Source organism: Streptomyces sp. CA-142005, from assembly GCF_050942335.1.
Taxonomy (GTDB): domain Bacteria; phylum Actinomycetota; class Actinomycetes; order Streptomycetales; family Streptomycetaceae; genus Streptomyces.
In genome coordinates this window covers 5,978,397-5,993,839 of sequence record NZ_CP192078.1, presented here as the reverse complement: position 1 = coordinate 5,993,839, position 15,443 = coordinate 5,978,397, and the positions used below count along the sequence as shown (strand labels likewise).

Below are 15,443 nucleotides of genomic sequence, written 5' to 3'. Positions count from 1 at the left end.
CCGAAACACCGCCGAATGCCCGTTTCCGGCCCACGCGAAACCAGCCGAAGATTGTCGTGCCCAGGTACCGGCGGGTACAGTCGCCGCACTGCTCTGGCAGCCCCTGTTGTCGAGGCGAAAGAGAAGTTGGTGAACGACCGTCACCCGTCGGGGACCATGACCACCCCGGCCCCGGCTTCCGACGCCTCGGCCGCGCACTACGCGCCGTACGGGACGCACGAAGCCCCCTACGGCGACTTCACCACGTACGGCGGCTACGACACCACCGGTTTTCCGGACGGCACCGGCACCTTCTCCTCGGACCCGCTCTTCGGCAGCATGCCCGGCGAGCACAGCACCGGCGGGTACGACAGCACGCACTGGCAGACCGGCCAGGCCCTGACCCACGACCCGTACGCGGCCCAGCACCACGCCGCGTACGACTCCGGCGTCTACGACTCCACCGCCTGGACGATCCCCGCCCAGGCCACGGGCAACGACATCAGCGGCCAGTGGGACGCGAGCGCCTGGCTGCAGCCGGACCAGTCCGGCACCGCCGAACCGGCCCAGCAGTGGGCATGGGGCACCCAGACCTTCGAGTCGGGCACGTTCGACGCCACACAGTGGAACTCCGGCGGCCAGGCCGTGCCGGCACAGCCCGAGCAGGCTGGCGAACCGTTCGACCAGCAGGCCACCGCCCTCTTCGACCAGGTCGGCGACCCGCAGGCGACCGCGGCCTTCGCGCAGGTGCCGTACCAGCAGCAGGCGCCGTACGAGGACGACACACCGTACGCGGACGACGCGCCGTACACCGACGAGTCGCTGTACGCGGACGACGCGCTGTACGCGGACACGGCTTTCGACGAACAGGGCGCCGGGGACGACGAGTCGGTCACCACGGGTGAACAGCCTGCCGCCGAGTTGCTGGACGACCAGGAAGATGTCGCGTCGGCGCCGCGTGCCGGATCGCGCAGCGCCGCGCGCTCCCGTCGTCGTACGACCGCCAAGCGCTCGGCGCTGCTGACGGTCGCCGTGCCCTCGGTCTGTGTGATGGGCGTCGCCGGGATCGCCGCCGCCTCGGTCGGTGCGCTGACCGACGACGGCCAGGACACCACTGCCTCCGCCTCGGACACGCACACGGTCAAGGCCTCGGTCGCCAACAGCAAGCTGGACACCCAGCTCAACACCCTGTCGGCCGGTGCCCACGACTTCGCCGACCGGGCGAGCCGTACGCAGGAGCGGATCGACCTCAAGAACCAGCAGGAGCTGGAGAAGAAGAAGGCCGCCGCCGCGGCCGCGCTCAAGGAGCGGCTGCGTCCCAAGTTCGTGCTGCCGGTCACGCAGAAGGGGCTCAGCGCCTACTTCGGCCAGGCCGGGGTGAACTGGATGTCCGTGCACACGGGCATCGACTTCCCGGTGTCGTACGGCACCACGGTGATGGCCGCGACCGACGGCGTCGTCTCCACCAAGTGGAACAGCGCCTACGGCAACATGATGATCGTGACGGCGAAGGACGGCACGCAGACCTGGTACTGCCATCTGTCCAGCTACCGCGTCCCCGCCGGGACATACGTCAAGGCCGGCCAGCCGATCGCCTACTCCGGCAACTCCGGCAACTCCACCGGTCCGCACCTGCACTTCGAGGTACGGCCCGCGGGCGGGGCGGCCATAGACCCGCTGCCGTGGCTGCGGAGCCACGGGCTCGACCCGACGTAGGAGCCCACGCAGGAATTCCGTAGGGGGCCCTCGCCGTGCGGCGAGGGCCCCCTACGGCTTACAGCTTCTCCACCGGCGCGTACCGCAGCAGCAGCCGCTTCGGCTTGGCGTCGCCGAAGTCGATCGTCGCCTCCGCGTTCGCCCCCGTGCCCTTCACGGCGACGACCGTGCCGAGCCCGAACTGGTCGTGGGTGACCCGGTCCCCGACGGCCAGGGCGACCACCGGCTTCTCCGTGGTGCGCCGCGTGGCGAACCCGGAGGCGCCCGACGCCGAGGAACGCGAGCGGGTCGAGGACAGCGAGGCCGCGATCCCGGAGACGGGTCCGGAGGACGCCGGCGCCGTCCCTCCCGTCCGCTTCCAGTCCACATGGGTGGCCGGGATCTCCTCCAGGAAGCGGGAGGGCGGGTTGTACGACGGCTGGCCCCAGGCGCTGCGCATCGCCGACCGCGTGAGGTAGAGCCGCTCCCGCGCGCGCGTGATGCCGACGTACGCCAGGCGCCGCTCCTCCTCCAGCTCCTTGGTCTGGCCGAGGGCGCGCATGTGCGGGAAGACGCCGTCCTCCATGCCGGTGAGGAAGACGACCGGGAACTCCAGGCCCTTGGCGGTGTGCAGGGTCATCAGGGTGATGACGCCGGAGCCTTCCTCGTCCTCGTCGGGGATCTGGTCGGAGTCGGCGACCAGGGCGACCTGTTCCAGGAAGTCCGCGAGTGTGCCGGCCTCTCCCTCGCCGCGCTCCTGCTCGAACTCCAGGGCCACGGCCGCGAGTTCCTGGAGGTTCTCGATGCGGGTCTCGTCCTGCGGGTCGGTGGAGGCCTGCAACTCGGCGAGATAGCCGGTGCGTTCCAGCACGGCCTCCAGGACGGTCGCGGGGCCCGCGCCGGACTCGACGATGGTGCGCAGGTCCTCCATCAGCGTGTTGAACCGCTTGACGGCGTTGGTGGAGCGCGCGGCCATGCCGTACGCCTCGTCCACGCGCTTGAGCGCCTGCGGGAAGCTGATCTTCTCGCGCTGGGCGAGGGCGTCGATCATCGCCTCGGCGCGCTCGCCGATGCCCCGCTTGGGCACGTTGAGGATGCGGCGCAGCGGCACCGAGTCCTCGGGGTTGGCGAGAACGCGCAGGTAGGCCAGGACGTCCCGGACCTCCTTGCGCTCGTAGAAGCGGACTCCGCCGACGACCTTGTAGGGCAGGCCGACGCGGATGAAGACCTCTTCGAAGACACGGGACTGGGCGTTGGTGCGGTAGAAGACGGCGACGTCGCCCGCCTTGGCCTCGCCCGCGTCGACCAGGCGGTCTATCTCGTCGGAGACGAACTGGGCCTCGTCGTGCTCCGTGTCGGCGACGTAGCCGGTGATCCGCGCGCCCTGGCCCGCGTTGGTCCACAGGTTCTTCGGGCGGCGGGACTCGTTGCGCTCGATGACCGCGTTGGCGGCGGACAGGATGGTCTGCGTGGAGCGGTAGTTCTGCTCCAGGAGGATCGTCGTCGCGTTCGGGTAGTCCTCCTCGAACTGGAGGATGTTGCGGATCGTCGCGCCCCGGAAGGCGTAGATGGACTGGTCCGCGTCACCCACGACGCACAGTTCGGCGGGCGGCAGGTCGTGCTCGCCGGGCGGGGTGTCGCCGTCCTCGGCGGAGCGCTCTGCGGTGCCGACGAGTTCCCGTACCAGCGCGTACTGGGCGTGGTTGGTGTCCTGGTACTCGTCGACCAGGACGTGCCGGAAGCGGCGGCGGTAGTGCTCGGCGACGTCCGGGAAGGCGCGCAGCAGGTTGACCGTCGTCATGATCAGGTCGTCGAAGTCGAGCGCGTTGGCCTCGCGCAGCCGCGACTGGTAGAGCGCGTAGGCCTGGGCGAGGGTCTTCTCGAAGCCGTCGGTGGCCTGGGCGGCGAAGTCCTCCTCGTCGATCAGCTCGTTCTTCAGGTTGCTGATCTTCGCGCTGAACGACTTCGGCGGGAAGCGCTTGGGGTCGAGGTCCAGGTCGCGGCAGACCAGGGCCATCAGGCGCTTGCTGTCGGCGGCGTCGTAGATCGAGAACGACGACGTGAAGCCGAGCTTCTTGGACTCGCGGCGCAGGATGCGCACGCACGCGCTGTGGAAGGTCATCACCCACATCGCGTTCGCGCGCGGGCCGACGAGCTGCTCGACGCGCTCCTTCATCTCGCCCGCGGCCTTGTTGGTGAAGGTGATCGCGAGGATCTGGCCCGGGTGCACGTGCCGCTCGGCGAGCAGGTGGGCGATGCGGTGGGTGAGCACACGGGTCTTGCCGGAGCCGGCGCCGGCCACGATGAGCAGCGGGGAGCCCGCGTGCACGACCGCGGCGCGCTGGTTGTCGTTCAGCCCCGCCAGCAGGGCCGCGGCGTCGAGGGCGGGGCGCGGGGCGCCGTCGCGGTAGTACGCGTCCCGGTCCGGCGGCACGTCGAACTTCCCGCCGAACAGATCGTCCGGAAGCGACTCCGGAGCGTGATCGTCCTCGGGCGGCGGCGGGGGCTCCTCCTCGTGCCCGCGAGGGGCCTGGAGGTCCGCCAGGAAGCTGTCGTCAAAGAGGCTGCTCATCGCTCTACGAGTCTAGGGCGCCCCACCGACAACCGGTCGCCGTCCCCGGAACATGGCGGGCCCGGAACGCAGCCGGTCTTCACCGCCGAGTGGCCCGCGGCCTGCTCACACAGGGGAACCGTCCGATGACATAGGAGCGAAACCCGGCCCAGGTCACGAAAATGTATCGGACATATCACGCACCAACCTTCACAGGAGTCACACGAGTTGGCTAGCGTGCGTCCGGGCCGTACGACCCCTACCGGCGAACCCCGCCGGGCCGCGCGGCCTCCGCCGAGTCCGGCGCGCCGCAGGGCGCCCGGAGCCGGGGACCCACCGACCTTGGGGTGAATCGGCCGGCTCCCACCCGGGACGCCGCCGTAGGGCAACCCTTCCGAACCACCGCCCGAACCCGACAGCTAACCCGGTAGGCGGCCCATTGGAAGGAGTCGCCTCCCTTGGCGTCGCACCGCAAGCCGCGCCCCGGCGGGACCATCGGAACGGGCCTTCGCACCCCCGCCCTCGCCACCGCCGCCCTCACCTCCATGGCCGTGCTCTCGCAGACCGCAGAGGCCGCCCCCCGTACCGATCACGCCAAGCCGAGCCTGGAGGAGGTCGAGAAGAAGGTCGACGATCTCTACCGCCAGGCGGAGTCGGCGACCGAGAAGTACAACGCGGCCAAGGAGCGGACCGGTAAGCAGCGGGGCCGCGTCGACGCCCTGCGCGACGACCTCGCCCGGCGCACCGAACGCCTCAACAAGGCCCGCGAGGAGCTGGGTTCGTTCGCCGCGGCCCAGTACCGCACCGGCGCCGCCGCTCCCGACACGGCCACCTTCCTGCTGGCGAACGACCCGCAGGACTACTTCGACCAGACCCAGCTGATGAACCGGCTGACCTCGCGGGAGAAGCGCGCGGTCGACGACTACATCGGCGAGCAGGCCACGACCATGAAGAAGCGGCGGGAAGCCGCGCAGAGCCTGCAGACGCTGAACGACTCCCAACACGACCTGCAGACCGCCAAGTCCACCGTCCAGAAGAAGCTGGCGTCGGCCCGCGAGCTGCTGTCGCAGCTGAACGCCCAGGAGAAGGCGCGGCTGGCCGCCATCGAGCGGGAGAAGCAGCAGGAGGCGGCGCGCAAGGCGGCCGAGCTGGCGAAGCAGCAGGCGGCCCAGCAGCAGGCAGCGCAGCAGCAGGCCGACTCGTCGTCGTCCTCGTCCACGGGGTCAGGGTCCGGATCGGGCTCGACGGGCTCCGACTCGTCCGGGTCCACCACCACATCCAGCTCGTACGACACGAAGGCCGAGAAGGCGATCGCCTTCGCCCGCGCGCAGATCGGCAAGCCGTACGTGTGGGGCGCGACCGGGCCGGACTCCTACGACTGCTCGGGCCTCACCCAGGCCGCCTGGAAGGCCGCCGGCGTCACGCTTCCGCGCACCACGTACGACCAGGTCGATGCGGGCACCACGGTCTCGCTCGCCGACGCGCGGCCGGGCGACCTGATCTTCTTCTACGACGACATCAGCCACGTCGGCGTCTACATAGGCAACGGCATGATGATCCACGCCCCCAAGCCGGGCGCGTACGTCCGCGAGGAGTCCATCTACTACGGCGGAGAGTCGATCATCCACAGCGTGGTCCGCCCGGGCTGACGGCCTGCCCCGGGCCGGGCGCGCCTCGGCTCTTTCGCGCTCCACGCGGGCGTGCCGGGGAATTGCACGTCCGCGTGGGCGCGCCCTGTCCAGGCGCGGGGCTGCCCGCTCTTCCCGCCTCATACACGCGTACCGGCGTTTTTGCTCATCACGCGCGCGTGCCCTTCCGGGCAGGGCCGCCGCGGCTCCCTAGCATCGGCGCATGCCCGGCATCTCAGGTCTGCGCGTGTGGTGGGCGGGGCGGTCCCCCGCGGCCGGAGCCGCCGTGATGGCGACCGGCATCCTGTCGGTGGGGCTGCACATGACCGGCGACGAGGCGGTCTCCTGGGTGGCGCTGGCGCTGACGTGCGTCGCCTGGGCCGTGCTGGCCGCGGGGTTCGTGCTGCGGCTGGTCGGCGAGCGGGGACGCTGGGCGACCGAGGCGGAGAGCCCGGGCGCGCTCACGTCCGTCGCCGCGACCACGGTGCTCGGCACGCGGATCTCGGCGCTGGGCCGGCAGACCCTGGCCGAGGCGCTCCTGGCGCTCGCGGCGCTGCTCTGGCCGGTGCTGCTGTTCCTGGTCGTACGGCGCTGGAGGCCGCGCATGCCGGGGGCGGTGTTCCTGTGCTGTGTGGCCACAGAGGGGCTCGCCGTCCTGGCCGCCACGCTGGCCACGGCCGAGCGCACGGCATGGCTCGCGCACACCGCGCTGGTGCTGTTCTGGCTGGGCCTGGCGCTCTACGGCCTGGCGCTGGTCCACTTCGACGCACGGCAGGTGCTGGAGGGGCCGGGCGACCACTGGATCGCGGGCGGCGCGCTCGCGATCTCGGCGCTGGCCGGGGCGAACCTGCTCATCGCCGGGGACTCGGGCATGTACCTGTGGAACGACGACGACCGCGGCGTGCTGCACACCGTGACGGTCGTGCTGCTCGTGCTGGATCTGGTCTGCTACGTCGCGCTGCTGGCCGCCGAGGCGGTGCGGCCCCGGCCCGGTTACCACGTGCTGCGGTGGGCGACGGTGTTCCCGATGGGGATGACGGCGGTGGCGACGCTGTCCGTCGCGACCGCCTTCGGCGTCCCGTGGCTCGACTGGCCGGGACGGGTGCTGCTGTGGGCGGCGGTGGCGGTGTGGCTCGTGGTCGCCGCCGGTGCGGTGCTCGCGGCCCGCGCCGGCGGCGGGGACGGATGACCGTCAGGTCCACAGCACGGCGATGAAGATGTTCGCCATGGTCAGCAGGCCGACCAGCCCGAACATCCCCTTGTCGACCTTCTCCTCGTCGCGCTTCACATAGACCAGCCCGAGGATCACGATCAGCAGCGCCAGCTTGACGCCGATCTTGATGGTGTTGACGTGGTGGTCGTCGGCCTGGTTGAGGCCGACCAGGACCACGCCGGTGACCAGCATGGTCAGCGCGCCGTGCAGCATCGCGGGCACGAACCGGGCCGTGCCCTGCCCCATCGCCTTCATCTGAGTGAGGAAACCGCCGAGCAGCGCGGCGATGCCGATGATGTGCAGGCCGACGAAGAGATGGATGAGTACGTCCATGGGCCCGGAGCCTAACCAGGGGCCCACTGGCCTCCCGCCACCGGCCCCGGTCACCGCGGTCGGCGACCACACGGAGCATATATGCGTCCCATAGCACCCCACGCCTCCCGTCCGTCCCGCTTTCCGCACTTCGGTCACCACGCTGTGTGAAGGTGACGACTCCAGAACGGCCGCGCGGTCACTTGCGGTCACATCCCGGTCCATCGAGGGCAGTTCCGCACACTGCGTTACCCACTCGTCACAGTCGGGCTTAGCGTCCTCCCCCAGGTGACCGGCTCCCCACCGCCGCCCTGGCCAGGGGCGGCCGTCGGCCACCACCGCCGAGAAGGGTCTGGCGGTGGCCCGCTTCCCCTGTGCGGGCCGCCGCCGGACACACCAGCCTCTCGGTCGCACCAGTCCTACGGAAGGACGTGACGGTCCAGGTGGCAGCGCACCGCAAGGCCCGGCAACGCTCGATGGGCGGCCATACGGCCCGGACGGCCGCCACGCTCGCCCTGGCGGGCGCGGCAACCGCGACGGGGTTCGACGGGACCGGACACGCCGAGCCGCGCCTGACGCCGGCACAGGTGAAGGCCAAGGTCGACAAGCTGTACCAGGAGGCCGAGGCCGCGACCGAGAAGTACGACGGCGTGAAGGAGAAGGCGGCCGCGGAGCAGCGGCGGCTGAACGCGCTGCGGGACGAGACCGCCCGCAAGCAGCAGAGCCTCAACACCGCCCGGGACGCACTGGGCTCGTTCGCGGCGGCGCAGTACCGCGAGGGCGGCTTCGCACCGACCTGGCAGCTGGCCCTGTCCCGCGACCCCGACCGGTACCTGGACGACGCCGCGTTCATGGAGCGGGCCGGTGACCGGCAGGCCGCCGCCGTGTCCCGGGTGCGCGAACAGTTGCGGGAGATCGAGCAGCTGCGGGGCGCGGCGCGCATCGAGCTGCGGTCGCTGCGATCACGGCAGGCCGAGCTGCGACGGCAGAAGAAGACCATCACCGGCAAGCTGGAGGAAGCCCGGCGGCTGCTGGCAGGGCTCACTTCGCAGCAGCTGTCCGAGGTCACCGGCGGCAGCGGGCCGGGACGTGCCTCCCGCTCGGCCTCGGACGCCCGGGACGCGCTGGAGCAGGCCGGATCGGCCACAGCCCCGAACGCGCGCGCCGAGGCGGCCGTCGACTACGCCTACGCCAAGCTCGGCAGCCCCTATGTGTGGGGCGCGGCCGGCCCGAACGCCTTCGACTGCTCAGGCCTGGTCCAGGCCGCCTACCGCTCGGCCGGCATCTCCCTGCCCCGCACCACCTACGCCCAGATCAACGCGGGCCGGCGCGTCTCCCGCTCCGAACTGCGGCCCGGGGACCTGGTGTTCTTCTACTCCGGCATCAGCCACGTCGGCATCTACGTGGGCAACGGGCAGATCATCCACGCCCCGAACCCCTCGGCACCGGTCCGGCTGGCCCCGGTCGACCTGATGCCGTTCGCCGGGGCGACCCGGGTGTCCTAGACAGGGCCTGGGGGCAGGCCCGCAGGGTCAGACCAGACGGCGGGCCGTCGCCCAGCGGGTCAGTTCGTGGCGGTTGGACAACTGGAGCTTGCGCAGCACCGCCGAGACATGGGACTCGACCGTCTTCACCGAGATGAACAGCTGCTTGGCGATCTCCTTGTAGGCGTAGCCACGGGCGATCAGACGGAGCACCTCGCGCTCGCGCTGGGTGAGGCGGTCGAGGTCCTCGTCCACGGGCGGGGCGTCGGTGGAGGCGAAGGCGTCCAGCACGAACCCGGCCAGGCGCGGGGAGAAGACGGCGTCGCCCTCCTGGACGCGGAAGATGGAGTCGACGAGGTCGGTTCCGGTGATGGTCTTGGTGACATAGCCGCGGGCTCCGCCGCGGATCACGCCGATCACGTCCTCCGCGGCGTCGGACACGGACAGCGCGAGGAAGCGCACGGGCCGCTCGGTGTCCGCCATCAACGCCGCGCACCGGCGCAGCACTTCGACGCCGCCGCCGCCCGGCAGGTGGACGTCGAGGAGGACCACCTCGGGCCGGGTCGCGGTGATCACCGTGACCGCCTGGTCGACGTCCGCGGCCTCGCCGACCACCTCGACGCCGGTCTCGGCGGTCTGCCCGATCTCGGCCTGGACGCCGGTGCGGAACATCCGGTGGTCGTCCACGAGCACCACCCGTACGTGCCGTCCGCCCGCGCCGCCGTCGGCCGCCCCGGACCCTGCCCCCTCGGGGGCGCCCTTCGTGCCGTTCGCCTCGGTCGCGTCGCTCATGACGTCCTCTCCGCCCTCTCCATCTCCAGCTCGACCTCCGTGCCGCCGCCCGGCACCGGCCGCAGCCGGGCCGTGCCGCCGTTGCGCTCCATGCGGCCGATGATCGATTCTCTGACGCCCATGCGGTCGGCGGGTATCGAGTCGAGGTCGAAGCCGGGTCCCCGGTCGCGCACGGACACGAAGACCGACCTCCCCTCGACTTCGGCATAGACCTGTACGGCGCCGCCCTCGCCACCGTACTTGGCGGCGTTCACCATCGCCTCGCGCGCGGCCTGCATCTGCGCGCCGGTCCTCTCGTCCAGCGGGCAGTCGCCGACGATGACGACCTCGATGGGCACACCGTGCTTGTCCTCCACCTCGGCGGCGCTGCGCCGCACCGCCTCGGCGACCGTGTCCGGCTCGTCGGCCTCGTCCTTGCCGGTGCCCTCCGGCTTGTACAGCCAGGTGCGCAGGTCGCGCTCCTGGGCGCGGGCGAGGCGGCGCACCTCGTTCGCGTTGTCGGCGTTGCGCTGGATCAGGGTGAGGGTGTGCAGCACGGAGTCATGGACGTGGGCGGCGACCTCCGCACGCTCCTGGGCGCGGATGCGCATCAGGCGTTCCTCGGACAGGTCCTGGGTCATGCGGACCAGATACGGGCCGGCCAGGAGCGTGATGCCGACGAGGACGGCGAGGGCCGCCTGCAGGACGGCGCCGAGATGGGCGGCCGAGCCCTGCAGCCAGAAGATCGCGGACACACCGGCCGTGACGAGCAGGACACCGCCGGCCGCGCGCAGCAGGGTGAGGGTGCGGCGCCGGCGGCCGACCTCGACCCAGCGGGCCCGGCGTGCGTTGTCCGCCTGGCGCCAGACGAGGGCGACACCGGCCGCGACGAGGACGGCGGGCAGCAGATACGCCTTGGCCGCGCTGGTCAGGTTCACGCTGCCCACGAACACGAGGGACACCACGACCATGAGGAGCAGCGCGACGATCTGCCCGCGGTCCGGCTTGCGGGCCACGAGTCTGCGTCGGCCGCCCGGCGCGGTCTCGGTGGCGACCAACGGCTGCTTGTGACCGCCGACGCCGCCGACGCCGAGCGGGACGAAGAACCAGAACGCCGCGTAGAGCAGCGCACCCAGGCCGTTCGCCATGAACAGGCCGACGAAGGCGAGCCGCACCCAGATGACGGGCAGCCCGAGATGGCCGGCGAGGCCCCGCGCCACTCCGCCGAGCCAGCGTCCGTCGCTGCTGCGGTAGAGCTTGCGCGGCGGCCGCGGGTCGTCGACTGGCAGGCTTGCGGCTTCCGGCATGCCAACGATGGTCACATGCCCGGCGGGGCCAGGCATCAGGGTCGGCCCCCGAGACGCCCCTGATCTTCCTCGGGGCCGGGCCGGGGAGCCCCTCGCGGGGCCGGCCGGGTGCGGCTCGAACGGTTCCCCGCCTTGTCTCAGGGCCGATTTCAGGGTTCGGCCAGGGTCGTCCCGACTGCCGCGGCGGCGGCCGGGCCGTCACCATGGACGCATGACGGATCACGAGCACGCCGCGACGGGTCCGGGACCCGGCTCCGGCCCGCGCCCGGCCCCGGGCACCGGGCCGACGGATGCCGCGCCCGCCGCGACGGAGAAGACGGGAGCGGCCGGCGCCGGCACCGACACGCATACCGCCGCACTGCGGCAGGATCAGGAGCAGCCTGCCGCCGGAGCCCCCGAGCGGTTCCGGCGCGACCGCGAGCACAAGATGATCGCGGGCGTGTGCGCGGGCCTCGGCCGGCACACCGACATGGATCCGGTGATCTTCCGGATCACCCTGGCCGTGCTGTCCGCGACCGGCGGCATCGGCCTCCTCTTCTACGGCTTCGCCTGGCTGCTGGTGCCGTACGAGGACGAGGAGGAGAACGAGGTCCGCAAGCTGCTGACGGGCCGGGTCGACGGCCAGGCGCTCGCCGCCGTGCTGTTCGCCCTGGTCGGCTGCGGGATCTTCCTGACCATGCTGAGAAACGGCGGGGTGCTGGCCTTCGCCGTGGTGCTCTCCCTGCTGCTGGCGGGCGCCGGGTACTGGTCGCGGCGCCGCGGCGCGCCCGACCCCGACCCGCTCGCCGCCCAGGCCGCCGCAGACGCCCCGCCGGAGGCCCAGGCCCCGCCGGTCGTCACCGACTTCCCGTCGTGGTGGCGGGACCCGATCGTCAAGGACGGCACCCATGTCGGCGGCACCGGCTATCTGTGGGGGCCCGGCGACGCCCGCGACCGGGACCTCACCTCGATGGTCGACGTCGGCATCGCCACCCCCTGGACCCACGGCCGCCAGAGCTCCGTACAGCCACGGCCCAGTGCGCCTCCGAGACCGCGCGGCCCGCGCTGGATCGGCGGCTGGGTGTTCCTGCTCGCCCTGGTGGCGGGTGGCCTGGGCACCGGGCTGACCTGGGACACGCACCCGCTGGGCACCAGTCTGCAGACCGGTCTGGCGTGTGCGCTGGCGGTCTTCGGCCTGGGCATCACGATCAGCGCGTTCCTGGGCCGTACGGGAGCCGGGACGGTCTTCCTTGCGGTCGTCACGGCGGCGCTGCTCGCCGGGGCGTCGGCCATGCCCAAGGACATCACCACCCACTGGAGAGAGACCTCCTGGGCGCCCGCGGCGACGGCGCAGGTGCGGCCGTCGTACGACCTCGGCACCGGGCGCGGCACGCTGGACCTGAGCCGGGTGCGTCCGGGCAAGGGGCGCACGGTCACGACGGACGCCCACGTGGGCGCGGGACAGCTGAAGGTGATCGTGCCGGCGGACGCGACCGTGCGGATGCGCATCGAGGTGGGCGTCGGAGACATCCGGTTGCCCGGGGACAGCAGGAAGGACGTGGACGTGCAGCCGCACAGGCTCAAGAACGTGACGCTGACGCCGGCCAAGGGCGCCAAGGACGCCGGCACGCTCGACCTCACGCTGAAGGTCGGGGCCGGACAGGTGGAGGTGGACCGTGCTGCGACATGAGTTCCAGCCCGGGAGGCTGGTCGCCGGGCTCTTCCTCACCGCCACCGGCGTCGTCTTCGCGGGAGACGCGAACGGACTGTGGCAGACGCCGTGGTTCGCGGTCGTGCCACTGATCGTGGGCGGCCTCACCCTCGCCGGTGCCACGGCGGCGGTGGCCCGGGGCATACGCAGACGCGGTCACGCCGAGCGCATCTGACGGTCCCGGTACACCTGGCCGGCCGACGTGCGGCGGCCAGTGGTCGCCCGGCGGCGGGTGTCCCGCGGCCACTGGCGTCGTCTTCGCGGGAGACGCGGGCGGACGACTGTGGCAGACGCCGTGGTTCGCGGTCGTGCCGCTGATCGTGGGCGGCCTCTCCCTCGCCGGTGCCACGGCGACGGTGGCCCGGGGCATACGCAGACGCGGTCACGCCGAGCGCATCTGACGGTCCCGGTACACCTGGCCGGCCGACGTGCGGCGGCCAGTGACCGTCCGGCGGCGGGTGTCCCGCGGACGTCGGCTCCATCGCCGCCGGCGGACAGGCCGTCTGCGGCCATGGGACAGTCCGTCGGTTATCGGTAGCCGCCCAGCCGCTGCCGGCGGCGGGCTCGCCAGGCCGCGTCCACGGAGAGGTAGGGGGCGCCGGCGAGGATCAGGGGGATCCAGGCCATGAAGTAGGCGAGGTCGTTGCCGTAGTAGTACGGGGTCGTCGACCAGCTCACCGTCATCCACAGGCTGAACGAGATCAGCGCGCCGCCGAGCGCGGCCAGCCGGCCGAGCAGACCGAGCAGGGTGGCGATGCCGACGGCCAGTTCACCGAGGGCGATGGCGTAGCCGAAGCCGACCGGGGACTTCAGGGCCAGGTCGACCAGGGCCGGGATGGCGGCGGAGGCGCGGGCCGCGTGCATGGTCTCACCGATGGATCCGGCTCCGCCGGACTTCAGGAAGGAGCTGCTGGTGAGCTTGTCCAGGCTGGCGTAGATGAAGGTGACGCCGAGGAAGATACGCAGAGGCAGGAGGGCGTAGTGGGTGGCGGTCTCCCGCCAGCCGCCGGGCCCGTCGAGCCGGTTCATGTGCGTGTCCGTCCGAATGCCGTGAGTCATCGCCGCAAACCGCCCTCTCGCCCGCCGTCCCGCCCCTCACTTGACCATACGTACGACGAGGGCGCGCAGTTCAATCCCAACCCGGATGTTTTTCCGGATTTCGGCCCCTAGTGCACAAGGCCGGAAAGGGCCCGTCGGAGCTCGCTCGTATGCGAGCCAGGATCTGTCTCGTCAGGGGGTGGTGATGTCGAGGGTGGGCAGGCCGTGGCCCCGTGCGTCGTACGCGTCGAGCAGGTCCCGGCACCACTCGGGTTCGATGGCGCAGTCGCGGTGCGGGCAGCGGACGCCCACCAGATCCGAGCCACAGTCGACGGCGGTGATCGCCTCGTGTCAGTCGGCGTCCGGTTCGACGGCGTCCGGTGCCGGCTGCCGGTGCGGGTCGGTCGGTATCACCGACAGGGCGCTCTCGCTCATCGACCGACCGCTCCCCCGCCGCTCACTCGGTGACCTGGACGATGCACCGGTTGGTCGCCACCCCGGCCGCGGTGACCACCTGCACCTCCACCGCCCCGGGCTCGACCTCGGCCGGTACGGGCACGGTCAGGACGCCATCGGTGGGGTTGCTGAAGCCGCCGGTGACGGGGACGAGCGGGACGTGCACGTCGACGTTGCCGATGCGGACCACCATGCGGGAGAGCCGGTCGGCACCCTGGGCGCCGGGCGGCACGAAACCGGCGCCACGGATCTCGATGTCGTCGCCGGTGCGGATCGGCCCGTCCAGGTCGCCGGGTTCACGGGCCCGGACCACGGACAGGACGACCGGGCGGCCGCCCTCGGCGTACTTGCCGGCCAGGTAGGTCACGGCCGAGATCAGCACCACCACACCCAGGCCCCAGGGGAGGTCGGGCAGCTGGTCGGGGCGGCGGGCCAGCCGTACGGCGGCGAACAGCAGGGCGACGGCGCTGATGGCGACGTACTGGATGTCGGTGAAGGCGCCCCGGCCGGAGTCGTCGGTGAGCAGGTCGGCGGCGCGTGGCCGGTGCGCCGGCACCTTCTGCAGCCGCTGCGCGAGGATGCGCAGGCCCACCACCCGGCGGGCCACGACGGCGATGCCGCACACCACGGCGAGGACGGTCACCACGCCCGCCCCACGCGCGAGGTCGAGCCCCGAGATCAGCGCGTCGCGTTCGGCGTGGTCGGATGCGGCGGCCAGCCGGACGGCCAGCAGCAGGACGGCGTAGCCGACGAACAGCACCCAGCAGGCGGCGACCGTGCGGGAGGTGGACATCCGGTTGTCCTCGCCGATCACCGGGGCCAGTGCCCCGCCGCGGGCCCGGTGCAGCCAGGAGGCGGCGCTGAGCACACCGGCGACGACGAGCGCGGCGGTCAGGGCCGCGGTGCGGGCACCGGTCCAGCCCGCGCCGACCGCGGTGAGCGCCTCGCCGAGCAGCAGGGCGAGCACCGCGCCCCACACGACGCACACCGTCCGCAGCCACAGCCGGGCGAGCCAGGCCTCGCCCTCGGCGCGGCCGCGTTCGGCGACGGCCTCAGCCCCCTGGGTCAGTTCCTCGGAGACCCACTGGCGGGACGCCGAGGCCGAGTGCGCCACGGCCGCCGGCAGACCCAGCCCGGCCGCGAACTCGTCACGCCGGCGCAGGAACGCGGCGACGGCCCGCCGGTGTCCCTCCCGGGCGCCGTGCGGGCAGTCCCCGCAGGTGCAGCCGCCCTCGTGGACCCCGTCGGCACCCGTGCCCTGTCTCGCCTCCTGTACCGCCACGACCGACGCCCGCCTTCCCCACGACCCTCCGGCGCGG

12 protein-coding genes and 1 riboswitch are annotated in these 15,443 nt (G+C 72.2%); of the genes, 6 read left to right on the top strand and 6 right to left on the bottom strand.

Annotated elements, in window-relative coordinates:
- Positions 1 to 156: 156 nt before the first annotated feature.
- A complete protein-coding gene (locus ACQPXS_RS28130; RefSeq protein ID WP_433455974.1) occupies positions 157 to 1,695 on the top strand; it encodes a peptidoglycan DD-metalloendopeptidase family protein in 1,539 nt (512 codons plus the stop codon).
- A gap of 58 nt (positions 1,696 to 1,753) precedes the next feature.
- On the opposite strand, the gene pcrA is transcribed toward ACQPXS_RS28130, so the two are convergent.
- Complete coding sequence (gene pcrA, locus ACQPXS_RS28125; RefSeq protein WP_351802054.1) at positions 1,754 to 4,246, bottom strand: DNA helicase PcrA; 2,493 nt, start codon at positions 4,244 to 4,246, stop codon at positions 1,754 to 1,756.
- A gap of 261 nt (positions 4,247 to 4,507) precedes the next feature.
- Positions 4,508 to 4,676: riboswitch (cyclic di-AMP (ydaO/yuaA leader) on the top strand.
- A gap of 7 nt (positions 4,677 to 4,683) precedes the next feature.
- On the opposite strand from pcrA, the gene ACQPXS_RS28120 reads away from it, so the two are divergent.
- Positions 4,684 to 5,874 carry an NlpC/P60 family protein gene (locus ACQPXS_RS28120; RefSeq protein WP_433452009.1) on the top strand — a complete coding sequence of 397 codons (1,191 nt, stop codon included), beginning with the start codon at positions 4,684 to 4,686 and terminating at the stop codon, positions 5,872 to 5,874.
- Positions 5,875 to 6,076: 202 nt separating this feature from the next.
- Positions 6,077 to 7,042, top strand: a complete 966-nt coding sequence (locus ACQPXS_RS28115) for a tellurite resistance/C4-dicarboxylate transporter family protein (protein WP_433452007.1) — start codon at positions 6,077 to 6,079, stop codon at positions 7,040 to 7,042.
- Between the two features lie 3 nt (positions 7,043 to 7,045).
- Here the strand turns inward: ACQPXS_RS28115 and ACQPXS_RS28110 are convergent, their stop codons facing one another.
- Complete coding sequence (locus tag ACQPXS_RS28110) at positions 7,046 to 7,399, bottom strand: hypothetical protein (RefSeq protein ID WP_351802060.1); 354 nt, start codon at positions 7,397 to 7,399, stop codon at positions 7,046 to 7,048.
- A 422-nt stretch (positions 7,400 to 7,821) separates the two neighbouring features.
- Between ACQPXS_RS28110 and ACQPXS_RS28105 the strand changes: the two genes are divergently transcribed.
- Complete coding sequence (locus tag ACQPXS_RS28105) at positions 7,822 to 8,883, top strand: NlpC/P60 family protein (protein ID WP_433455972.1); 1,062 nt, start codon at positions 7,822 to 7,824, stop codon at positions 8,881 to 8,883.
- 27 nt (positions 8,884 to 8,910) lie between these two features.
- Here ACQPXS_RS28105 and ACQPXS_RS28100 read toward each other — a convergent pair whose 3' ends face one another.
- Positions 8,911 to 9,654, bottom strand: a complete 744-nt coding sequence (locus ACQPXS_RS28100; RefSeq protein WP_433452005.1) for a LuxR C-terminal-related transcriptional regulator — start codon at positions 9,652 to 9,654, stop codon at positions 8,911 to 8,913.
- The gene (locus ACQPXS_RS28095) at positions 9,651 to 10,940 is read right to left on the bottom strand and encodes an ATP-binding protein (protein ID WP_433452003.1); all 1,290 of its coding nucleotides are present in this window, start codon (positions 10,938 to 10,940) and stop codon (positions 9,651 to 9,653) included. Before ACQPXS_RS28095 ends, ACQPXS_RS28100 begins: the two co-directional genes overlap by 4 nt.
- Before the next feature lie 211 nt (positions 10,941 to 11,151).
- Here ACQPXS_RS28095 and ACQPXS_RS28090 point away from each other — a divergent pair, with 211 nt between their 5' ends.
- A complete protein-coding gene (locus tag ACQPXS_RS28090; RefSeq protein ID WP_433452001.1) occupies positions 11,152 to 12,609 on the top strand; it encodes a PspC domain-containing protein in 1,458 nt (485 codons plus the stop codon).
- Positions 12,596 to 12,805, top strand: a complete 210-nt coding sequence (locus ACQPXS_RS28085; RefSeq protein ID WP_433452000.1) for a hypothetical protein — start codon at positions 12,596 to 12,598, stop codon at positions 12,803 to 12,805. Before ACQPXS_RS28090 ends, ACQPXS_RS28085 begins: the two co-directional genes overlap by 14 nt.
- A gap of 353 nt (positions 12,806 to 13,158) precedes the next feature.
- On the opposite strand, the gene ACQPXS_RS28080 is transcribed toward ACQPXS_RS28085, so the two are convergent.
- Positions 13,159 to 13,689, bottom strand: coding sequence for a TQO small subunit DoxD (locus ACQPXS_RS28080; RefSeq protein WP_433451999.1), 531 nt, complete (start codon positions 13,687 to 13,689; stop codon positions 13,159 to 13,161).
- A 436-nt stretch (positions 13,690 to 14,125) separates the two neighbouring features.
- Positions 14,126 to 15,406, bottom strand: coding sequence for a hypothetical protein (locus ACQPXS_RS28075; protein WP_351802072.1), 1,281 nt, complete (start codon positions 15,404 to 15,406; stop codon positions 14,126 to 14,128).
- Between the last annotated feature and the right edge of the window lie 37 nt (positions 15,407 to 15,443).

Coding starts and splice junctions, on each gene's coding strand:
- ACQPXS_RS28130 (WP_433455974.1), top strand. CDS start 157: ATGACCACCCCGGCCCCGGCTTCCGACGCCTCGGCCGCGCACTACGCG.
- pcrA (WP_351802054.1), bottom strand. CDS start 4,246: ATGAGCAGCCTCTTTGACGACAGCTTCCTGGCGGACCTCCAGGCCCCT.
- ACQPXS_RS28115 (WP_433452007.1), top strand. CDS start 6,077: ATGCCCGGCATCTCAGGTCTGCGCGTGTGGTGGGCGGGGCGGTCCCCC.
- ACQPXS_RS28110 (WP_351802060.1), bottom strand. CDS start 7,399: ATGGACGTACTCATCCATCTCTTCGTCGGCCTGCACATCATCGGCATC.
- ACQPXS_RS28100 (WP_433452005.1), bottom strand. CDS start 9,654: ATGAGCGACGCGACCGAGGCGAACGGCACGAAGGGCGCCCCCGAGGGG.
- ACQPXS_RS28095 (WP_433452003.1), bottom strand. CDS start 10,940: ATGCCGGAAGCCGCAAGCCTGCCAGTCGACGACCCGCGGCCGCCGCGC.
- ACQPXS_RS28090 (WP_433452001.1), top strand. CDS start 11,152: ATGACGGATCACGAGCACGCCGCGACGGGTCCGGGACCCGGCTCCGGC.
- ACQPXS_RS28080 (WP_433451999.1), bottom strand. CDS start 13,689: ATGACTCACGGCATTCGGACGGACACGCACATGAACCGGCTCGACGGG.